Here is a 15,134-nt window from a genome sequence, read left to right on the forward strand (position 1 = left end):
GATCAGTGTGTAAATAGTTGCAGTTGTTACTATAGTACAGTCCAGTCTCGCCCAGCCGAGTCCAGTTCCAAACGCGCGATCAGTGAACGACAACCTCGCCGTCTTCGACCGTGATGTCGATGAGACTCGTTGCGTCGAACTCGGTGTCATCGAGGGCGGAGGGACCGACTTTTCGCATGACAACGATGATGTCAGAGATGTCGGCACCAATGTCGTCCAGGGCGGTACAGATCGAGGCCAGGGTGCCACCGGTCGAGAGCATGTCGTCAATGATGACGACGCGGTCGCCGGGTTCGACGTCGTTAATGTACATCTCCGATTCGGAGTAGCCGGTCTCCTGGTGGAGCGAGACTTCGCCGTCGAGGCCGTACTCGCGCTTGCGGATGACGACGAGCGGGATGTCCGTCTGGAGCGAAACGGCGGTTGCGAGATGGATGCCCATCGCTTCGGGGGCGACGATCTTGTCGACGTTCAGGTCGGCGGTTTGCATGACCTCGACGACGACCTCGCGCAGCAGTGCGGGGTCGAGCATCGGGACGCCGTTGCTGATCGGGTGGACGAGGTACTCGTAGCCGTCCTTGTCGATGATTGGCGCGTCGTCGAGCGACTCGAGGAGTCGGTCCATGGGGTGGGTTGGGTCAATCGTGGCAAAAGGGGTTCGTTCTCGGCTCCGGTTGAGAGTGTTTCGCCCGGATGGGCAGAAGACGGAGGTATTGGCGTCTCCGGCTATCCGTCGTGGTCCGAATCGGTGTCGCCGTTGCCGGTGTCTGAATCGGTATCACCGTTCGCGCGGTCTGCGTTAGTATCCGAATCAGTGTCACCGTTGTCGGAGTCCGAATCGCTGTCTGAAGCAGTCTCACCGTTGCCGCCGTTCGAGTCGCTATCCGAATCAGTGTCGCTGTCCCCATCTGCGTCGGTATTGCCGTTGTTACCCGACTCGGAGTCCGAATCGCGCCCACCTGGCGGGTGCATCAGCGCAGTTTCCGGGTCGGCTGGCTCCGTCTCAGTCTCAGTCTCTGTCACAGATCCGACACCGACCTCGCTACGTCCTCTGGCATCGGTTCCTTGTTCTTCGCTGCGGTCGCTATCACTAGCGGCTGCACGCTCGCGAATCCGGTCCGGTGCCAGCAGGTACAACGCGACCGGTGGAATGACGTAGCTGGCGATCGCGAGCGCAGCGAACCACGGGTCGAGAAAGACGAGAAGCCCGAAGATCGCAAGTCCCGCCGCGGCGGCCGCGTGCGCAGCCGTCTTCGTGTAGTGGCGGTAGAACGTCCAGAAATCACCGAGCACTGCTGCCGTGTGAGTGTCTGTTGGCCGCCCCATGCGAACTGTACACGACCAATCGGGAAACCATTTGTCGCGCGAGCACCTACACACAGCCGATGAGAGAGTTCGTCTTCGCCCTGGAGTACGAACCGGGGACCAACCCGGTCGCTGATGTCCTCGCGGATCACCCCGACGCGTCGGTTCGCTCCCTGTCATGTCACGTCAGCGCTGACAGCCTCTGGCGCGTCGACCTCGCGACCGGCTCCGAAACTGCCCTCGCCGAGCTCGAGGCCGCCTACAAGACGGCGGACTACTTTGCAGACTGTCTCGTGAAGGACGACTGCGGAGCAGACTGTGAAGTCCAGGTTCTCGACCGCTCGAGCGACACGCTCGTCGTCTATACCTACTGGGACCGAACCGACGTCTGCACGTCGGTCCCCCACGTTGCACGGGAACACCTCGGCGACGGCATGCTGTTCGAGACCTACCGCGAGGGGCGACGCTACCGCTGGCGGATCGTCCTCGCAAGCGATGCACCGATCCACGCGTTCTTCGACGCACTCGGCGAGGAGGTCGGCGAGTGTACCGGCATGGAGATGATCCGACTGACAGAACTCGATCCGGAACACGGCGGGAACGGCGCGGCTGCCGGCGCTGAAACCGGTGGTGTCGCCAACGGCTCCCTCGCTGGTGCTCTCCCAACGGAACAGCGAGAGGCCCTGCAGGCGGCGGTCGACCGTGGTTACTACGAGACGCCGCGCCGGATCGACCTCTCGGAGCTCGCCGAGGAACTCGACGTGCCGCGCTCGACGCTCTCCTACCGGCTCCGTCGGGCTGAGGCGACGCTTGCGGCGACGTTCGTCGACGAGACAGAGTCGATCGAGCAGCTCGCCGCTGGCCTGTAATCAGCGATATCCGCCGTTTTCAACCACCCGACAGCCCTTCCTGATAGCGGCCCGACCGAGCGTTCGAGGATGGCTATACTACTCGAGTGCACCTGAGAGGTGACAGCCGGTACCCCCTTCGCAACGCTGACCCGGATCAGTAGTGCTATCCTCGCTACAGGCGGCTGCAGACGACTGCAGCCGACCGTAACAAACGCTCGGTTGGCATATCCCGACCCCCAAGTTGGCGCACGCCAAACAACCTGTATGCTATCCCGGCCAGTAGACACTGGTAATGAGAGATTCCACCCCCGGTGTGCCGCCCGATTCGGCGGATTCGGCGGGCTCGACGACTGCGACAGATGTGAATCAGTGTGCGGACGACTGCTGTTCGGACTCGGACGCGAAATCGAGTACGACGCGTACGCTCGAGCTACAGGTTCCCGAGATGGACTGTCCCTCCTGTGCGAGCAAGGTGACGAACAGTGTCGAGCGACTCGATGGCATCGACGACCTCGACGCACAGGTGACGAGCGGCCGTCTGCTGGTGTCCTACGATGGGGCTGTGACAAGCCAGTCGGAGATTCGAGACCGCGTTCGCGCGGCGGGGTACGAAATCGTTGGCAAGCGTGGTGGTAGCGGCGATGCCGGTGCCGACGGAACCGCCGGTACCGCGTCGGCAGGTGAGCAGTCGTTCTCGGTTCCGGAGATGGACTGCGCTTCGTGCGCATCCAAGGTGGAGAACGCACTTCAGAACACCGACGGCGTGAGCGAAATCGAAACCCAGCCTACGTCGGGCCGTGTCACCGTCTCGACCGACGGCGACACTGATACCGCAACCGTCGTCACCGCCATCGAATCAGCCGGCTACGACGCCTCACTCATCGACGACGGTAGCAAACGGATGGGTGACAAACAGGCCGTCTGGAAGAGCCGCCGCGCCGTCGGCACCGCAGTTGGCGGCGTCCTCGTCACGATCGGGATGGTACTCGAGTTCGTTCTCCCGGCACTCGATCCGGCGCTCGGGACCGTCGCGGGCCGGACCTACGAACTCTCGCACCTGCTGTTCATCGCGGCGGTCGTGGTTGCGGGGACGCCGATCATCAGAAACGGCTACTACTCGGCGCGAAACCGGAGTCTGGACATCGACTTCCTGATGACCGCCGGTATCCTCGCCAGCGTCGCGGCTCACCACCCCTTCGAGGGAGCAATGCTCGCGGTGCTCTTCTCGGTCGCAGAGCTGTTGGAGCGCTTCTCGATGGATCGTGCGCGTGACTCGCTGCGAGAACTGATGGATCTCTCGCCGGAGACGGCGACTATCCGTCGCGAGGACGGCACCGAAGAGACGGTGCCTGCGGATGAACTCGAGGTCGGCGACGTGGTCGTCGTTCGACCGGGTGAGAAGATCCCGGCCGACGGCGTCGTCCGCGAGGGCGAGAGCGCGATCGACCAGTCGCCCATCACCGGCGAGAGCGTCCCAGTCGACAAGACAGCGGACGACGAAGTTTTCGCCGGGACGATTCCCGAGTCCGGCTACCTCGAGATCGACGTCGAGAGCGAGGCCGACGAGTCGACTATCGCCCGCATCGTCCGGATCGTCGAGGACGCAGAGCGCGAGCAGACCAAACGCGAGCAGTTCGTCGACCGCTTTGCGAGTGCCTACACGCCGATCGTCGTCGTGCTCGCACTCGCCGTCGCAATTGCTCCACCGCTCGTCGCCGGCGCGTCCTGGAACACCTGGTTCCTGCGCGGGCTCACGCTGCTGGTCATCGCCTGCCCCTGTGCGTTCGTCATCTCGACGCCGGTCAGCGTCGTCTCAGGAATCACGAGCGCCGCCCGCAACGGCGTGCTGATCAAGGGCGGCCGCCATCTCGAGGTGACCGGCGAGAGCGACGTCCTCGCGGTCGACAAGACCGGGACGCTGACCCAGGGCGACCTCTCCGTGACGGACGTGATCCCACTCGAGGGCGCGACTGACGAAGATGTACTCCGCCGTGCTGGGGCAGTCGAGCGACGCAGTGAACACCCGATCGGACAGTCGATTGTCGGCTACGCCGAGGAACAAGGTGTCGCTATCGACGAGCCTGATATCTCGGCGTTCGAGGCGCTGACCGGCAGGGGTGTTCGAGCGGATATCGACGGTGAAACCCACTACGTCGGGAAGCCGGACCTCTTTGACGGTCTGGCGGATCTGAAACACGTCCACGCGACGACCGACGGCGGCATGAACGTCGCGAGCGCAACGCGTCCGAAGCGCCAGTGTGAGCGCGAGAACTGTCTCGACGTGCTCGAAGATGTCGTCCCCAAGCTGGAGGCAGAGGGCAAGACGATCGTCATCGTCGGCACCGAAGACGGCCCGATCGGCGTGATCGCTGTCGCAGACCAGGTCCGCCCAGAGGCCGCTTGGGCCGTCTCACGGCTGCAAGATCAGGGCGTCCGCGTCGTGATGCTTACCGGCGACAACGAGGGCACGGCCCGTGCAATCGCAAACGAGGTCGGCATCGACGAGTTCCACGCGGAGTTGCTCCCCGAGGAGAAACTCGAGTGGATCCAGCGACTCGAACGGGAGGCTGGCGATGGGGCTGACGACGGCACCGGCCACGTCGCCATGGTCGGCGACGGCATCAACGACGCGCCCGCGATGGCGACCGCGACCGTCGGCATCGCCATGGGCGCGGCCGGCACGGACACTGCACTCGAGACAGCGGACGTGGCGCTGATGGGCGACGACCTCACGCGCCTGCCCTACCTCTACGAGCTCTCGGGGAAGGCAAACGGCGTCATCCGGCAGAACATCTGGTCGAGTCTGGCTGTGAAGGCGGTGCTCGCCGCCGGTGCACCGGTCGGAATCGTCACAGTGATTCACGCGGTCATCATCGGCGACATGGGGATGAGCCTCGGCGTGACGGGGAACGCGATGCGCTTAGCGAACGTGGAGCCGGAGACGCCGGCTGATGCGGAGTTAGAATCGGTTGCTGGGTCCGCTAATGCTGCTGCCCCCGCCGACTCCGCTGCCCCCCGCTGATTCCGCTGGCTCCGCAACCGAGACGAACACAGTAGCCGAGTAACGTCAGTTCGGTATGACGTTGGTCCGGGTCACTCGAGTACATCACTCCTGCGCACTGTTGCAAACCATCCGTTCTCTTTCGTGGCGGAGTGAAGCAAGATCTCATCGGAGACCGTTCTGAGTTGGGATAGAACTGGGGTAGAAGACTGGAACAACCGGTGCGGTCGTCGCTGGCCTGGTCACGTGGTTCCCTCGAGGCAGTGTTACAGTAGATTTTCCTCACGTGTTCACCACTCATACGGCCATAACAGACCGATATGAAAGCAGATGACTGCAGAGGCCACGAATATGATCTGTTCCATAGGGAGGATATAAAAAGACAGCCCTGTTCCGGTAATCCCGATACCAAAGACGGGTGTTGTTGCCCATTCCGGAGGGAGAAAATCGAATTTCGCATACCTATCCGCGGCAAGAATAAGCAATACTGTTACCAATGCAGATAATGAGATGGCCTGTAGATAGATCATTACTTCTACTGGTTCATCCATGAGCTTAATCCATCCGCTCTGAGCTGCATCAAAGCACACAGAAATGCCGAACTATAGTAGCCACTGACAGCCAGTGCACACCCAATCGCACGAAGGCAGCGCGGTTCTCGCTCACTTTATTCGCTCCAAACCGCGGACCGCGAGCGGAGAACACTGTAACCTGCGAACAGTGAACTGAATCAGGACCCCGAAACTGCGATTGGTGTGTGACCAGTCTCAGTTGTTATTATGGAACGAGTGGCTTCTGACCCACCGAACGAGTCCAATCGTGCCGAGTACGGCGAGAACGAGCCACATCCCGATGATGAGTACGGCAAGTACCTGAACGACGATGGCCCGCGGGTGCTCGACGGACGAATCCAGTACTGCGAGTTCGATGCCGAGCCACTGGACGACGGCGACTCCCGCGACGACGAGACAGAGTACGAGCAGCCGGTCCCGGAAGAACTCGCGGCTCAGATAGTATTCCAGATAGTCGTCTTTGTCCATGCGCGTTCGGACCCTCGTCTCGGTGAACACGGCTGGGGAGAAAGTGTCTTTCTCTTGTGTTGCTCATACTGCCGGACAGAACTATTCGAAGATCGGTCGCGCTACTGCGGCCGTCCCCGAGGTGACGGCCGCGACTGTCCGACCGACTTCTCACTGACTTCTGTCCGACAGTATCACTCGCGGCGGACGGCCCGAACGATCGGTTCCGTTCCAGGATAGCCGTCGGCCCGCCAGAGCGCGATTCCGGCGACGAGGATCACTGCCTCGAGCCACAGCGTCGTGACTGTTATCTCGAGTGCCGGCACGGTCCCGAGCGGTTTCGTCCCCGTGTACTCGGGCATCGGCGTGAGCGGCCAGAGCAGAAACCCGAGTTCGTGAAGATCGCCCGAGAGCACGTGCCACGGGATGTCCGTCGCGATATGCGACCCGTAGCCGATGGCGAAGGCAATCCCGAGCGCTTGCTGGCCCCGTACTCGAGAAAGGAGCCAGACGGCGGCGACGACTGGAATCGCAAACAGTAGTGAGTGCCCGATCGTTCGTCCGACGTCGACGAGGCCGGCGAGCCAGATCGGCTTATCGAGCAGGTCGGGGAGCGCCGCGCCTGCAATGGCGACGAGCGCTGCCGTCTCGGTTGGGATACGTCCGGTACGCCAGCGCGTGTACAGCGCGTAGCAGATGTACCCCACTGCGAGGTGAACGACCGGTTGCACGAGTGGTGAGTACGACACCGGAGGCGAAAAATGTCCGCGTAGCGATACCGTGGTGTTGGGTTGCTGTGGTCTACTCCTGATCGAGCCCGCTGTCAGTGAGGGTTCACCTGTCACTTCGATCAGGACAGGGCAAACGAGTACCGAACCGATAGTCAGAGTTACTGAGACCTGTCGAGAGCGACGGGCTGGCGACTGGCTACTGTTACACGTGTGAGCTCTACCACTGCCACCCTGTGCTCACTGGTCACGGGAATTCAACGGCCAGCAACCGTGTCTATTCGATGTAGAAATCGAGAACTGCAGACAAAAATACCTCGGCTGTGTTAGTGAATTCCTCGACTGATCCGCGATACTCGGTGAGGACTCGTGTCCCCCCTTGCGTGGTGATGTCCGTGTTGTTGGCAATCGACTGTGGAAGCAACCCGTCTTCGTCGTCTCGGCCAATCAATTCCCGAGAGAGTGCCTCGGACAGGTCATCCCTTTCGTCTGCCGGTGTTACCGCATAGACCCTCGCGACACACACGTCAGTGCCATAGACGAGCTTCCCCCAGACTTCCCTGACATGGTCGTGGAGCTGCCAGTCATCAGCGGTAGTGTCCGTTTCGAGACAACTGAACGCAACATCTCCTTCGGGTAGCGAGCGCTCGTGGACGGAGACGATGTCACCGCCGGCGTGCTGACTGTCGTTTCGTAACCCTGCAAACCGGCGGACAGCGTCCGGCTCACCGACAATCGTCGGACGAATTGTGGCTGCAAGGGAGTCAGTTTCGTATATCGTCTCTGCTCTCTGTGTTGTCTCCTGGATTGAGTCGTCGAGACCGAGATTCCCCAGTACCTCGTCGTCGTCCCAGTTCGTCCATAGACGGGTTGCCGTTGTCCCGTCTGTGAGCCCCATTTGCAACACGGAACGAACCTCTGTCGCCGCCACGTCGCTCCCGTCGAGAATGCCGGCTACCGTTCCAGAAGCGGGTGCAAGGGCCAGTTTTCGTGCGAGAACGCGAACGTCGTCGATCATAGTCGCGTCACGTTCGCCGGGGAGATTGATCTGTAAGAGTCTAGTCGTCTCTTCGTGTATTGAGCGCATATCGAGTGCCGCAACAGGCTCCAAATCGCCATCGAGAAGACCGGCATCCAACTGTGCCCCAGTCCAACCGATGGCAACGCCAATGCATCCAGCAGCACTCATCGTCAGGATATCTCGTCGCTGCAGCGGGCCAGACTGAGAGTGTTCGTTGTTCATACTATTAGACCGACACCAGAATATTATTTAGAGAAGTAATATAGAAACACAAGTACTTTCGGTTAGCTGTGTCTGCTCACTTGCATAGAGCCAGCCAGTCCGAACCGAGACGCCTTTGCCTTCTCAAACCCGTATTACGGTACTTTCGTATGATAGACGAGGCCGAACCCGTACTCCGAGCGGACCCGATCATGGACCGGCTGGTCGACGCACACAACCCCTACGTCGAACCCGACTGGACCGAGTACGAGCGCCTCTGTATCTCGATCATCAACCAACAACTCTCGACTGCGAGCGCGGCAGCCGTCCGCGAACGCGTCTTCGACGTCCTCGAGGACGAGGTCACTCCCAAAACCGTCCTCGCGGCGGACGATCAGGCGCTCCGTGACGCCGGCCTCTCCCGGAGCAAAATCGAGTACATCCGCAACGCTGCTCGCGCCTTCCAGGAAGAGGACTTCACGCGAACGGGGCTGTCCGGCGTCGACAATGACGAGGTGGTCGACCGTCTCACCGAAATCAAGGGTATCGGTGAGTGGACGGCTAGAATGTACTGCTTGTTCGTCCTGAAGCGACCCGATATTCTGCCACTCGGTGACCTTGCCGTTCGACGCGGGATCGAACAGCTCTACGGCAACGGCGACGAACTGACGCGAGCCGAGATGCGCGATATTGCCGACAGCTGGCGTCCCTACCGCAGCGTCGCGACCCGCTACATCTGGGCCGAGTACGAGGCGGACTCGAGTATCGACCTCGATGACGTGGACGCACTTGAGAACTGAGTGATCGCTGCAGAGAGCCTGCTAAACTGAGTCGTTGGCCGGCCGGTAATACGTTACTGTCTGCCCCCCTCGGAAAGCCCTCGGCTACGTTTGGCGGTGGTGAATCGTAATGAGTCGACTTGGTTGCGATCTGACTGTCGTCACCCCGTCGTTCGAGAGTGGGCTGGAGAGCGTTCCCCCAATCCATGATTACGTTTCTGGCAGTGGACTCGAGTCCCCCGACGACTCCGTTAGGGACGGAAATCAACGACTGATTCGCAGAGACGGCCCTGTCGACTAAAGTACAGCTCGGATGCAGATGGGAACATGTCCGAGGAGGAACCCAACAGTGATCCGACCGAGACGATGGATGACCGTCGGGCGAGCGACCGCGGCGCGCATCGGCGGATGACGACGGACCCGGAACACATTCGTGAGTGGGCAGAGTCACACGGTGCTGTTCCGGTATCGACACACGGCGGCGAGGGCCACGGCCACTCGTTCGTTCGACAGGGCGACCTCAGCGAAGAACACGAAGAGCAATCTTGGAACGAGTTTACAGAGACGTTCAGAAACGAGGATCTGGTGTTCGTCTACGAGGAGTACGAGCGGTCTGAAGCGGGAATGGGAGATGAGCTGGAGATGGAACGCGAGGCAAATACCGACATGGACGATATGGAGGCAGACGCTGACATGGCAGACATGGACGCCGACGCCGATCAAGCCGAAGCGGCCGGTGACGAAAGCGGACGCAGCCGCGACCTCGGTACCTTCGAACTCATCGAGCGCACCGAGGCCTTCGACCGCGCCGAGATCGGTGCCAGCGAGCTTGAAGACCAACTCCGCCAGGGTGAACGCGTCACCACCGAACTCGTCGAAACACAGGTTATCGAGCGCGAAATCACCGAACGCGACACACTCGAGAGCCAGGTCGTCGACACCGAACTCGTCGAACGCCACGTCGTCGACTCGGAACTGGTTGACCGGGACGTGGTCGACATCGAATTCGTCGACGCCGATTACATCGAGGTTACGACCGACGAAACGCGACTCGAGACGATCGAAGAGATCGAACGCTACACCGTCGAGAGCCGTGTGGTCGATGTCGATATCGACCACAGCGAGGCGATCGCCCGCGACGAGATCGAGACAGACGTTGCACTCGAGTTCGTCCAGCAGTCGATACTCGAGAGCGACATCGTTCGGACTGACGTCAAAGCCGAGGAGGTGATCGAACAGGAGGTGATCGAAAGCCAACGCGGCGAGGGTGATACGGTCCGGAGTGATCTCATCGAACGCCGAACAGTCGAAGAGCAGGTCGACGAGCGGACGCTGATGCGGTTTACACTCGAGGACAGCGAGATCATCGAGTCGGAGTTGGTTAGCAGCGAGCTGTTAGAGGGGGAGATCATCGACAGCGAGGAGTACGAGACACTGCGTGCAGGGAGAGAGACGACTGCGGAGACGAGCGAGATGGAGGGTGTGGGTGTCGAAGCGCAGCAGGGTGAGATCGGCGACACGGACGAAATGAGTGGGATGGCGGCAGATGACGAGATGGCGGCAGACGATGCGATGACGACACCCGAGAGAGACAGCGAGCCCGCGGGTGTTGCTGGCGGTGAGGCCACAGGTGCTGATGACGAGCGGCCGACCGTTGACGAGGAGGCAGCAGCGACCGTGACGAGGGACGACCAGGGGAAGAATGTCGTCGACGAGACGGGCAACCAGATCGGGATTATTTCGGCCGTCGAGGAGGGGACGGCCTACGTCGACCCGGAGCCGGGGCTCACCGATCGACTCAGAGCACGTCTCGACTGGGGCTCACACAGCAGCGACGAATATCCGGTCGAGCCCTCGCAAATAAAAGCGGTCACGGACGACGAAGTCGTCGTCAGAAGTGAATCGTGACATAGCGAGGTGGACGTTCTCAGCACCTCGTAGCGTCGTCGGTTCGTGGTCGTTGGGGTCCGTCTGAGACGGCGATGCTGGACAGCCTGCGATGACTGGCTGCCGCGCGGGCTGTGATTACTCGAGATCGAAGCGGTCGAGTTGCATCACGTGGCTCCACGTGTCGACGAAGTCCTGCACGAATTTCTCCTCGGCGTCGGCAGACGCGTAGACGTCCGCAATGGAGCGCAGACGGGAGTTCGAGCCGAAGATCAGGTCCGCACGGGTAGCGGTCCACTCGATGTCGCCAGTCTCGCGGTTGCGCAGTTCGAAGACCTGGTCGGTCTCGGAGTCGACGTCCGTCTCCCAACCCATGATGTCCTGCGAGTCGTCAGATGCTTCCCACTCGTAGTCCATGTCGAGCAGGTTCACGAAGAAGTCGTTGGTCAGCGTCTCCGGCTGGTCGGTGAGGACACCGAGTCCGGAATCCTGGTAGGTCACGTCCAGCGCGCGCAGGCCGCCGACGAGCACCGTCATCTCGGGTGCCGTCAGGTCCAGCAGGTCTGCCTTGTCGACCAACAGCTCTTCCTGGGACTCGTCAGCCTCGTCGCCGTAGTAGTTCCGGAAACCGTCGGCTGCGGGCTTGAGCGCCTCGAAAGAGTCGACGTCCGTCTGCTCCTGGGATGCGTCGGTTCGGCCGGGTTCGAACGGCACTTCGACGTCGTAGCCGGCGTCTGCGGCAGCCTGTTCGACGGCCGCGTTGCCGCCCAGCACGATCAGGTCCGCGAGCGAGACGCGTACGTCGTCGGTGCGGGAGCCGTTGAACTCCTCCTGGATCGTCTCGTAGGTTTCGAGTGCCGACTCGAGTGCCTCGGGCTCGTTGACCTCCCAGCTCCGCTGAGGCTCGAGCCGGATGCGAGCGCCGTTGGCACCGCCGCGCTTGTCGCTGTCGCGGTAGGTCGAGGCGGCTGCCCAGGCGGTCTTGACGAGCTGTGAGACCGACAGCTCGGAGTCGAGGAGTTCGGCTTTGAGATCCGCGATCTCCTCGTCGCCGATCAGGTCGTAGTCGGCGTCTGGAATCGGGTCCTGCCAGAGCAACTCTTCGTCCGGCACTTCCGGACCGACGAGTCGCTCCGTTGGGCCCATGTCGCGGTGGAGCAGCTTGTACCAGGCCTTCGCGAACGCTTCCTGGAACGCTCGTGGGTTCTCCTGGAAGCGCTCGATGATCTCACGGAACTCTGGATCACGCTTGAGCGCGACGTCCGTCGTGAGCATCATCACGTCTTCTTTCTCCTCTGGATCTTCTGCACCCGGTGCGGCCTCGTCGAGTTCGCCGTTCTGGGTGGTCCACTGCCAGGCACCGCCGGGACCCTTCTCGGGCCACCACTTGTAGTTGAGCAGGTTATCGATGTAGCTCGTGTCCCACTGGGTCGGCGTGGTATTCCACGGCCCCTCGATACCGCTGGTGATCGTGTCGCCGCCCTTGCCCGAGCCGTGACTGCTCTCCCAGCCGAGGCCCTGCTGATCGATCGGGGCTGCTTCTGGCTCCGGTCCGACGTGCTCGTCCGGATCGTCGGCACCGTGGACCTTCCCGAACGTGTGACCGCCAGCGATCAGCGCGGCGGTCTCCTCGTCGCTCATGGCCATCAGACCGAACGACTCGCGAATCCGCTCTGCGGATGCCTCTGGGTCCGGCTCACCGTCTGGACCCTCTGGGTTCACGTAGATCAGGCCCATGACGGTTGCGGCGAGGGTTCCCTCGAGTTCGCCCTCCTTGTTGAATCGGTCGGACGCCTCCCACTCGTCTTCTGGACCCCAGTCGACGGCGTCGTCGGGCTGGTAGTCGTCCTCACGTCCGCCGGCGAAGCCGTACGTCTCGAATCCCATGGACTCGAGTGCGACGTTGCCGGCCAGGACGATCAGGTCGGCCCACGAGAGCTTACGGCCGTACTTCTGCTTGACGGGCCAGAGCAGTCGGCGAGCCTTATCGAGGTTCGCGTTGTCGGGCCAGCTGTTGAGTGGCGCAAAGCGCTGTCGCCCCCCGGAAGCGCCACCGCGACCGTCGCTGGTGCGGTACGTACCGGCGCTGTGCCAGGCCATCCGGATAAAGAGCGGTCCGTAGTGGCCGTAGTCTGCGGGCCACCAGTCCTGGGAGTCGGTCATGATGTCCTCGATGTCCGCCTTTACCTCCTCGTAGTCGAGGCTCTCGAACGCCTCGGCGTAGTCGAAGTCCTCGTCCATCGGATTGGACGTGGGGACGTTCTGGTCGAGGATGTCGAGGTTCAACCGGTTTGGCCACCAGTCTTGGTTTGACTTAGTCATCACCAGACAGTTGCTACTTTTGCCTATTAAGATTTGCTACTCACGCGAGGATGTCTTTTTGCTACCCCAAACAATTTTTCCGACATGAGAATTTTGTCGCGATCAGCCCGTCGGTGTTGGCTGCCAGTGCAGTACTGAGAAAGGTGTGATTCCTCCGACGAGAGCCGTGCTTCGACGCCGCTGGTATCTGTCGTGCTGTCTCTCTTGTGCTAGTAGATCAGTACCGCGCGCCGTACGCTCTTTATTCTCCTTACTCTCGTTACTCTTCTTCCTCGGGGCTGTCCTCTGTATCCTGGTCTACGCGCCGACCAACGTCGACCCGATAGTTCGAGAGAATATCCCGACCGAGCAGAACTGGGTAGTCCATATGGTCTCGATCCTCGATACTCGCGGTCACGGTGTGTTGATTGCCGCCAACGCCAACCACGACGTCGACGACCGGACGGCTGCGTGCCGTCTTTCTGCTGCCGGATTTGACGCGTGTAATCGACTTGATCGGGCCGGCTCCGATCTCCGCTGCGAGCCCGGTGTCAATGCTTGTTCTGGTCGCGCCAGTGTCTGATTTTGCAAGCACAGACGTCGATCCGCTCGTCCCGGAGAGGACGACCTCTTCGGTGTAGCCGATGACGGTCGGCTCTGTCTCTGTGATCACTCGGGTAATGGGCTGTGCCGTCGGTGTCGAGTCATCGAGCCTCGTGGCGAGTTCCTGAACGCGGTCCTCATCGACGCTTCCGCCCGCCCGCTCGATTGCGAGTTTGGCAATGTACGGTGCCGGGCTGATCTCGGTGGCCTCGTAGAGCCCCTTGAAGCCGGCTGTCGGATTCACCTCGAGAACGAACCAGCCCTCATCGCTCTCGACGAGGTCGACGCCGGCGTAGTCAAGTCCGATGGCGTCGGCTGCCCGTGTCGCCAGTTCTCGGGCATCTGATGGGAGATCTTCGGTTGCATCCTCGACGCTGCCACCGAGTGCGACGTTCGTCCGCCAGTCGTTATCCGGCGCGTAGCGGTACATCGCGCCGACGATCTCCCCGTCAACGACGTAAATTCGTACGTCGCGGTGGCGCTCATCGTCGCGCTCAATGAGTTCCTGCAAGAAGGCGTAACGATTGCCAACCTTGGCGTTGATCGGGTCCTCCGGACCGACTTTCCACGTCCCGCCGCCGTGGGTGCCGATGGCCGTCTTGTAGACTGCCTCTTCACCGTACTGGTCGCGAACGGCGTTCAGTTCGTCGCTGCTGAGTGCGAGAACCACGTCCGGTGTTTGGACATCGGCCACCGCGAGCGTCGTCGCCGTCGAGAGCTTGTGCATCGCTGTCAGCACCGTCGCCGGCTCGTTGAGCATTGGGACGACTCGTGCGAATGTGTTCGCGAGTCCAAGCTCTTCGGCGGGCTGTTCGGTGTTCGAGAGCAACATTCGATTGGCGATCACGTCGACATCTGGCTCGAGTACCACCTGGCCATCGGCGACACTGATCGTCGTGTTTTCCTGTCGTAACCACTCGGTATCGTGGCCGAGTTCCTCAACCGCGTTGAGTATCGCTTTTGTCTCTTTGCTTGTGTGCAGGCTCAGTACCCCGACGTTGACGGGATCGGCAGCGGCCATAGGGGCTCCACACCGACCGGAGGGAAAAGTATTGGTTCACTGTGTCTCGACAAGTTACCGTCCTGCTGGCAGCGATCTCCGATCAGGAGTGACGGTCGCTGTCCGGCAGTGTTCATCAACGGATCGACAGACTACAGGACAAACCACAGAACAGATCACAGACGAGAGCGGTGGGTGACACAAAATAAAGCGCATGCACCCACCTTCAGGCGGGGATCGAGCGGTAGGCAATGTCGATCAACTACCGGCTACTGCCTGTCTGGGGCCTCCTCGAGGACGCGCTTCTCGCCTTCAAGGACCAACCCCTTCCACGTCAGTCCGTGGTGTTGCTTCAGTTCCTTCAACCGCTCATACTGTTCATCATCGTCGAATTCGATGCGGATCTCAACCATATACCATCACAAAAATCCCACATTT

Annotated in this window: 14 protein-coding genes; 5 read left to right on the forward strand and 9 right to left on the reverse strand. The window is 61.2% G+C overall.

Features of this window, described 5'->3' with window-relative positions:
* Positions 1-79: 79 nt before the first annotated feature.
* Entirely contained in the window at positions 80-625 is a 546-nt protein-coding gene (hpt, locus tag C482_RS10900) for a hypoxanthine/guanine phosphoribosyltransferase (RefSeq protein WP_006167680.1), read from the reverse strand.
* 101 nt (positions 626-726) lie between these two features.
* Entirely contained in the window at positions 727-1,326 is a 600-nt protein-coding gene (locus C482_RS10905; RefSeq protein WP_049896638.1) for a hypothetical protein, read from the reverse strand.
* 59 nt (positions 1,327-1,385) lie between these two features.
* On the opposite strand from C482_RS10905, the gene C482_RS10910 reads away from it, so the two are divergent.
* Positions 1,386-2,174, forward strand: coding sequence for a helix-turn-helix domain-containing protein (locus tag C482_RS10910; protein WP_006167682.1), 789 nt, complete (start codon positions 1,386-1,388; stop codon positions 2,172-2,174).
* Positions 2,175-2,448: 274 nt separating this feature from the next.
* Entirely contained in the window at positions 2,449-5,178 is a 2,730-nt protein-coding gene (locus tag C482_RS10915; RefSeq protein ID WP_049896639.1) for a heavy metal translocating P-type ATPase, read from the forward strand.
* Positions 5,179-5,447: 269 nt separating this feature from the next.
* Here the strand turns inward: C482_RS10915 and C482_RS10920 are convergent, their stop codons facing one another.
* The 4 genes from C482_RS10920 to C482_RS10935 all read right to left on the reverse strand — a co-directional run bounded on the left by C482_RS10920 (position 5,448) and on the right by C482_RS10935 (position 8,093).
* Positions 5,448-5,708: a hypothetical protein gene (locus C482_RS10920; protein ID WP_241431917.1), complete on the reverse strand. Its 261-nt coding sequence runs from the start codon at positions 5,706-5,708 to the stop codon at positions 5,448-5,450.
* Between the two features lie 216 nt (positions 5,709-5,924).
* Complete coding sequence (locus C482_RS10925; protein WP_006167685.1) at positions 5,925-6,197, reverse strand: hypothetical protein; 273 nt, start codon at positions 6,195-6,197, stop codon at positions 5,925-5,927.
* Positions 6,198-6,370: 173 nt separating this feature from the next.
* Positions 6,371-6,907 carry a metal-dependent hydrolase gene (locus tag C482_RS10930; RefSeq protein ID WP_049896642.1) on the reverse strand — a complete coding sequence of 179 codons (537 nt, stop codon included), beginning with the start codon at positions 6,905-6,907 and terminating at the stop codon, positions 6,371-6,373.
* Positions 6,908-7,181: 274 nt separating this feature from the next.
* Positions 7,182-8,093 (reverse strand): hypothetical protein, encoded by a 912-nt coding sequence (locus C482_RS10935; RefSeq protein WP_241431918.1) that lies wholly within the window; start codon positions 8,091-8,093, stop codon positions 7,182-7,184.
* Positions 8,094-8,296: 203 nt separating this feature from the next.
* On the opposite strand from C482_RS10935, the gene C482_RS10940 reads away from it, so the two are divergent.
* The 3 genes from C482_RS10940 to C482_RS10945 all read left to right on the forward strand — a co-directional run bounded on the left by C482_RS10940 (position 8,297) and on the right by C482_RS10945 (position 10,813).
* Positions 8,297-8,926 carry a DNA-3-methyladenine glycosylase family protein gene (locus C482_RS10940; RefSeq protein ID WP_006167688.1) on the forward strand — a complete coding sequence of 210 codons (630 nt, stop codon included), beginning with the start codon at positions 8,297-8,299 and terminating at the stop codon, positions 8,924-8,926.
* A gap of 109 nt (positions 8,927-9,035) precedes the next feature.
* Positions 9,036-9,206: a hypothetical protein gene (locus C482_RS21510; protein ID WP_161605598.1), complete on the forward strand. Its 171-nt coding sequence runs from the start codon at positions 9,036-9,038 to the stop codon at positions 9,204-9,206.
* 26 nt (positions 9,207-9,232) lie between these two features.
* A complete protein-coding gene (locus tag C482_RS10945) occupies positions 9,233-10,813 on the forward strand; it encodes a hypothetical protein (protein WP_006167689.1) in 1,581 nt (526 codons plus the stop codon).
* 117 nt (positions 10,814-10,930) lie between these two features.
* Here C482_RS10945 and katG read toward each other — a convergent pair whose 3' ends face one another.
* The 3 genes from katG to C482_RS21800 form a co-directional block, all read right to left on the reverse strand.
* Complete coding sequence (gene katG / locus C482_RS10950) at positions 10,931-13,114, reverse strand: catalase/peroxidase HPI (protein ID WP_006167690.1); 2,184 nt, start codon at positions 13,112-13,114, stop codon at positions 10,931-10,933.
* A gap of 259 nt (positions 13,115-13,373) precedes the next feature.
* Positions 13,374-14,717: a RimK family alpha-L-glutamate ligase gene (locus C482_RS10955; protein WP_006167691.1), complete on the reverse strand. Its 1,344-nt coding sequence runs from the start codon at positions 14,715-14,717 to the stop codon at positions 13,374-13,376.
* Positions 14,718-14,965: 248 nt separating this feature from the next.
* The gene (locus C482_RS21800) at positions 14,966-15,109 is read right to left on the reverse strand and encodes a hypothetical protein (protein WP_006167692.1); all 144 of its coding nucleotides are present in this window, start codon (positions 15,107-15,109) and stop codon (positions 14,966-14,968) included.
* Positions 15,110-15,134 lie beyond the last annotated feature (25 nt).

The sequence above is a fragment of the Natrialba chahannaoensis JCM 10990 genome (assembly GCF_000337135.1).
Taxonomy (GTDB): Archaea; Halobacteriota; Halobacteria; order Halobacteriales; family Natrialbaceae; genus Natrialba; species Natrialba chahannaoensis.

Coding starts and splice junctions, on each gene's coding strand:
- hpt (WP_006167680.1), bottom strand. CDS start 625: ATGGACCGACTCCTCGAGTCGCTCGACGACGCGCCAATCATCGACAAG.
- C482_RS10905 (WP_049896638.1), bottom strand. CDS start 1,326: ATGGGGCGGCCAACAGACACTCACACGGCAGCAGTGCTCGGTGATTTC.
- C482_RS10910 (WP_006167682.1), top strand. CDS start 1,386: ATGAGAGAGTTCGTCTTCGCCCTGGAGTACGAACCGGGGACCAACCCG.
- C482_RS10915 (WP_049896639.1), top strand. CDS start 2,449: ATGAGAGATTCCACCCCCGGTGTGCCGCCCGATTCGGCGGATTCGGCG.
- C482_RS10920 (WP_241431917.1), bottom strand. CDS start 5,708: ATGGATGAACCAGTAGAAGTAATGATCTATCTACAGGCCATCTCATTA.
- C482_RS10925 (WP_006167685.1), bottom strand. CDS start 6,197: ATGGACAAAGACGACTATCTGGAATACTATCTGAGCCGCGAGTTCTTC.
- C482_RS10935 (WP_241431918.1), bottom strand. CDS start 8,093: ATGAGTGCTGCTGGATGCATTGGCGTTGCCATCGGTTGGACTGGGGCA.
- C482_RS10940 (WP_006167688.1), top strand. CDS start 8,297: ATGATAGACGAGGCCGAACCCGTACTCCGAGCGGACCCGATCATGGAC.
- C482_RS21510 (WP_161605598.1), top strand. CDS start 9,036: ATGAGTCGACTTGGTTGCGATCTGACTGTCGTCACCCCGTCGTTCGAG.
- C482_RS10945 (WP_006167689.1), top strand. CDS start 9,233: ATGTCCGAGGAGGAACCCAACAGTGATCCGACCGAGACGATGGATGAC.
- katG (WP_006167690.1), bottom strand. CDS start 13,114: ATGACTAAGTCAAACCAAGACTGGTGGCCAAACCGGTTGAACCTCGAC.
- C482_RS10955 (WP_006167691.1), bottom strand. CDS start 14,717: ATGGCCGCTGCCGATCCCGTCAACGTCGGGGTACTGAGCCTGCACACA.
- C482_RS21800 (WP_006167692.1), bottom strand. CDS start 15,109: ATGGTTGAGATCCGCATCGAATTCGACGATGATGAACAGTATGAGCGG.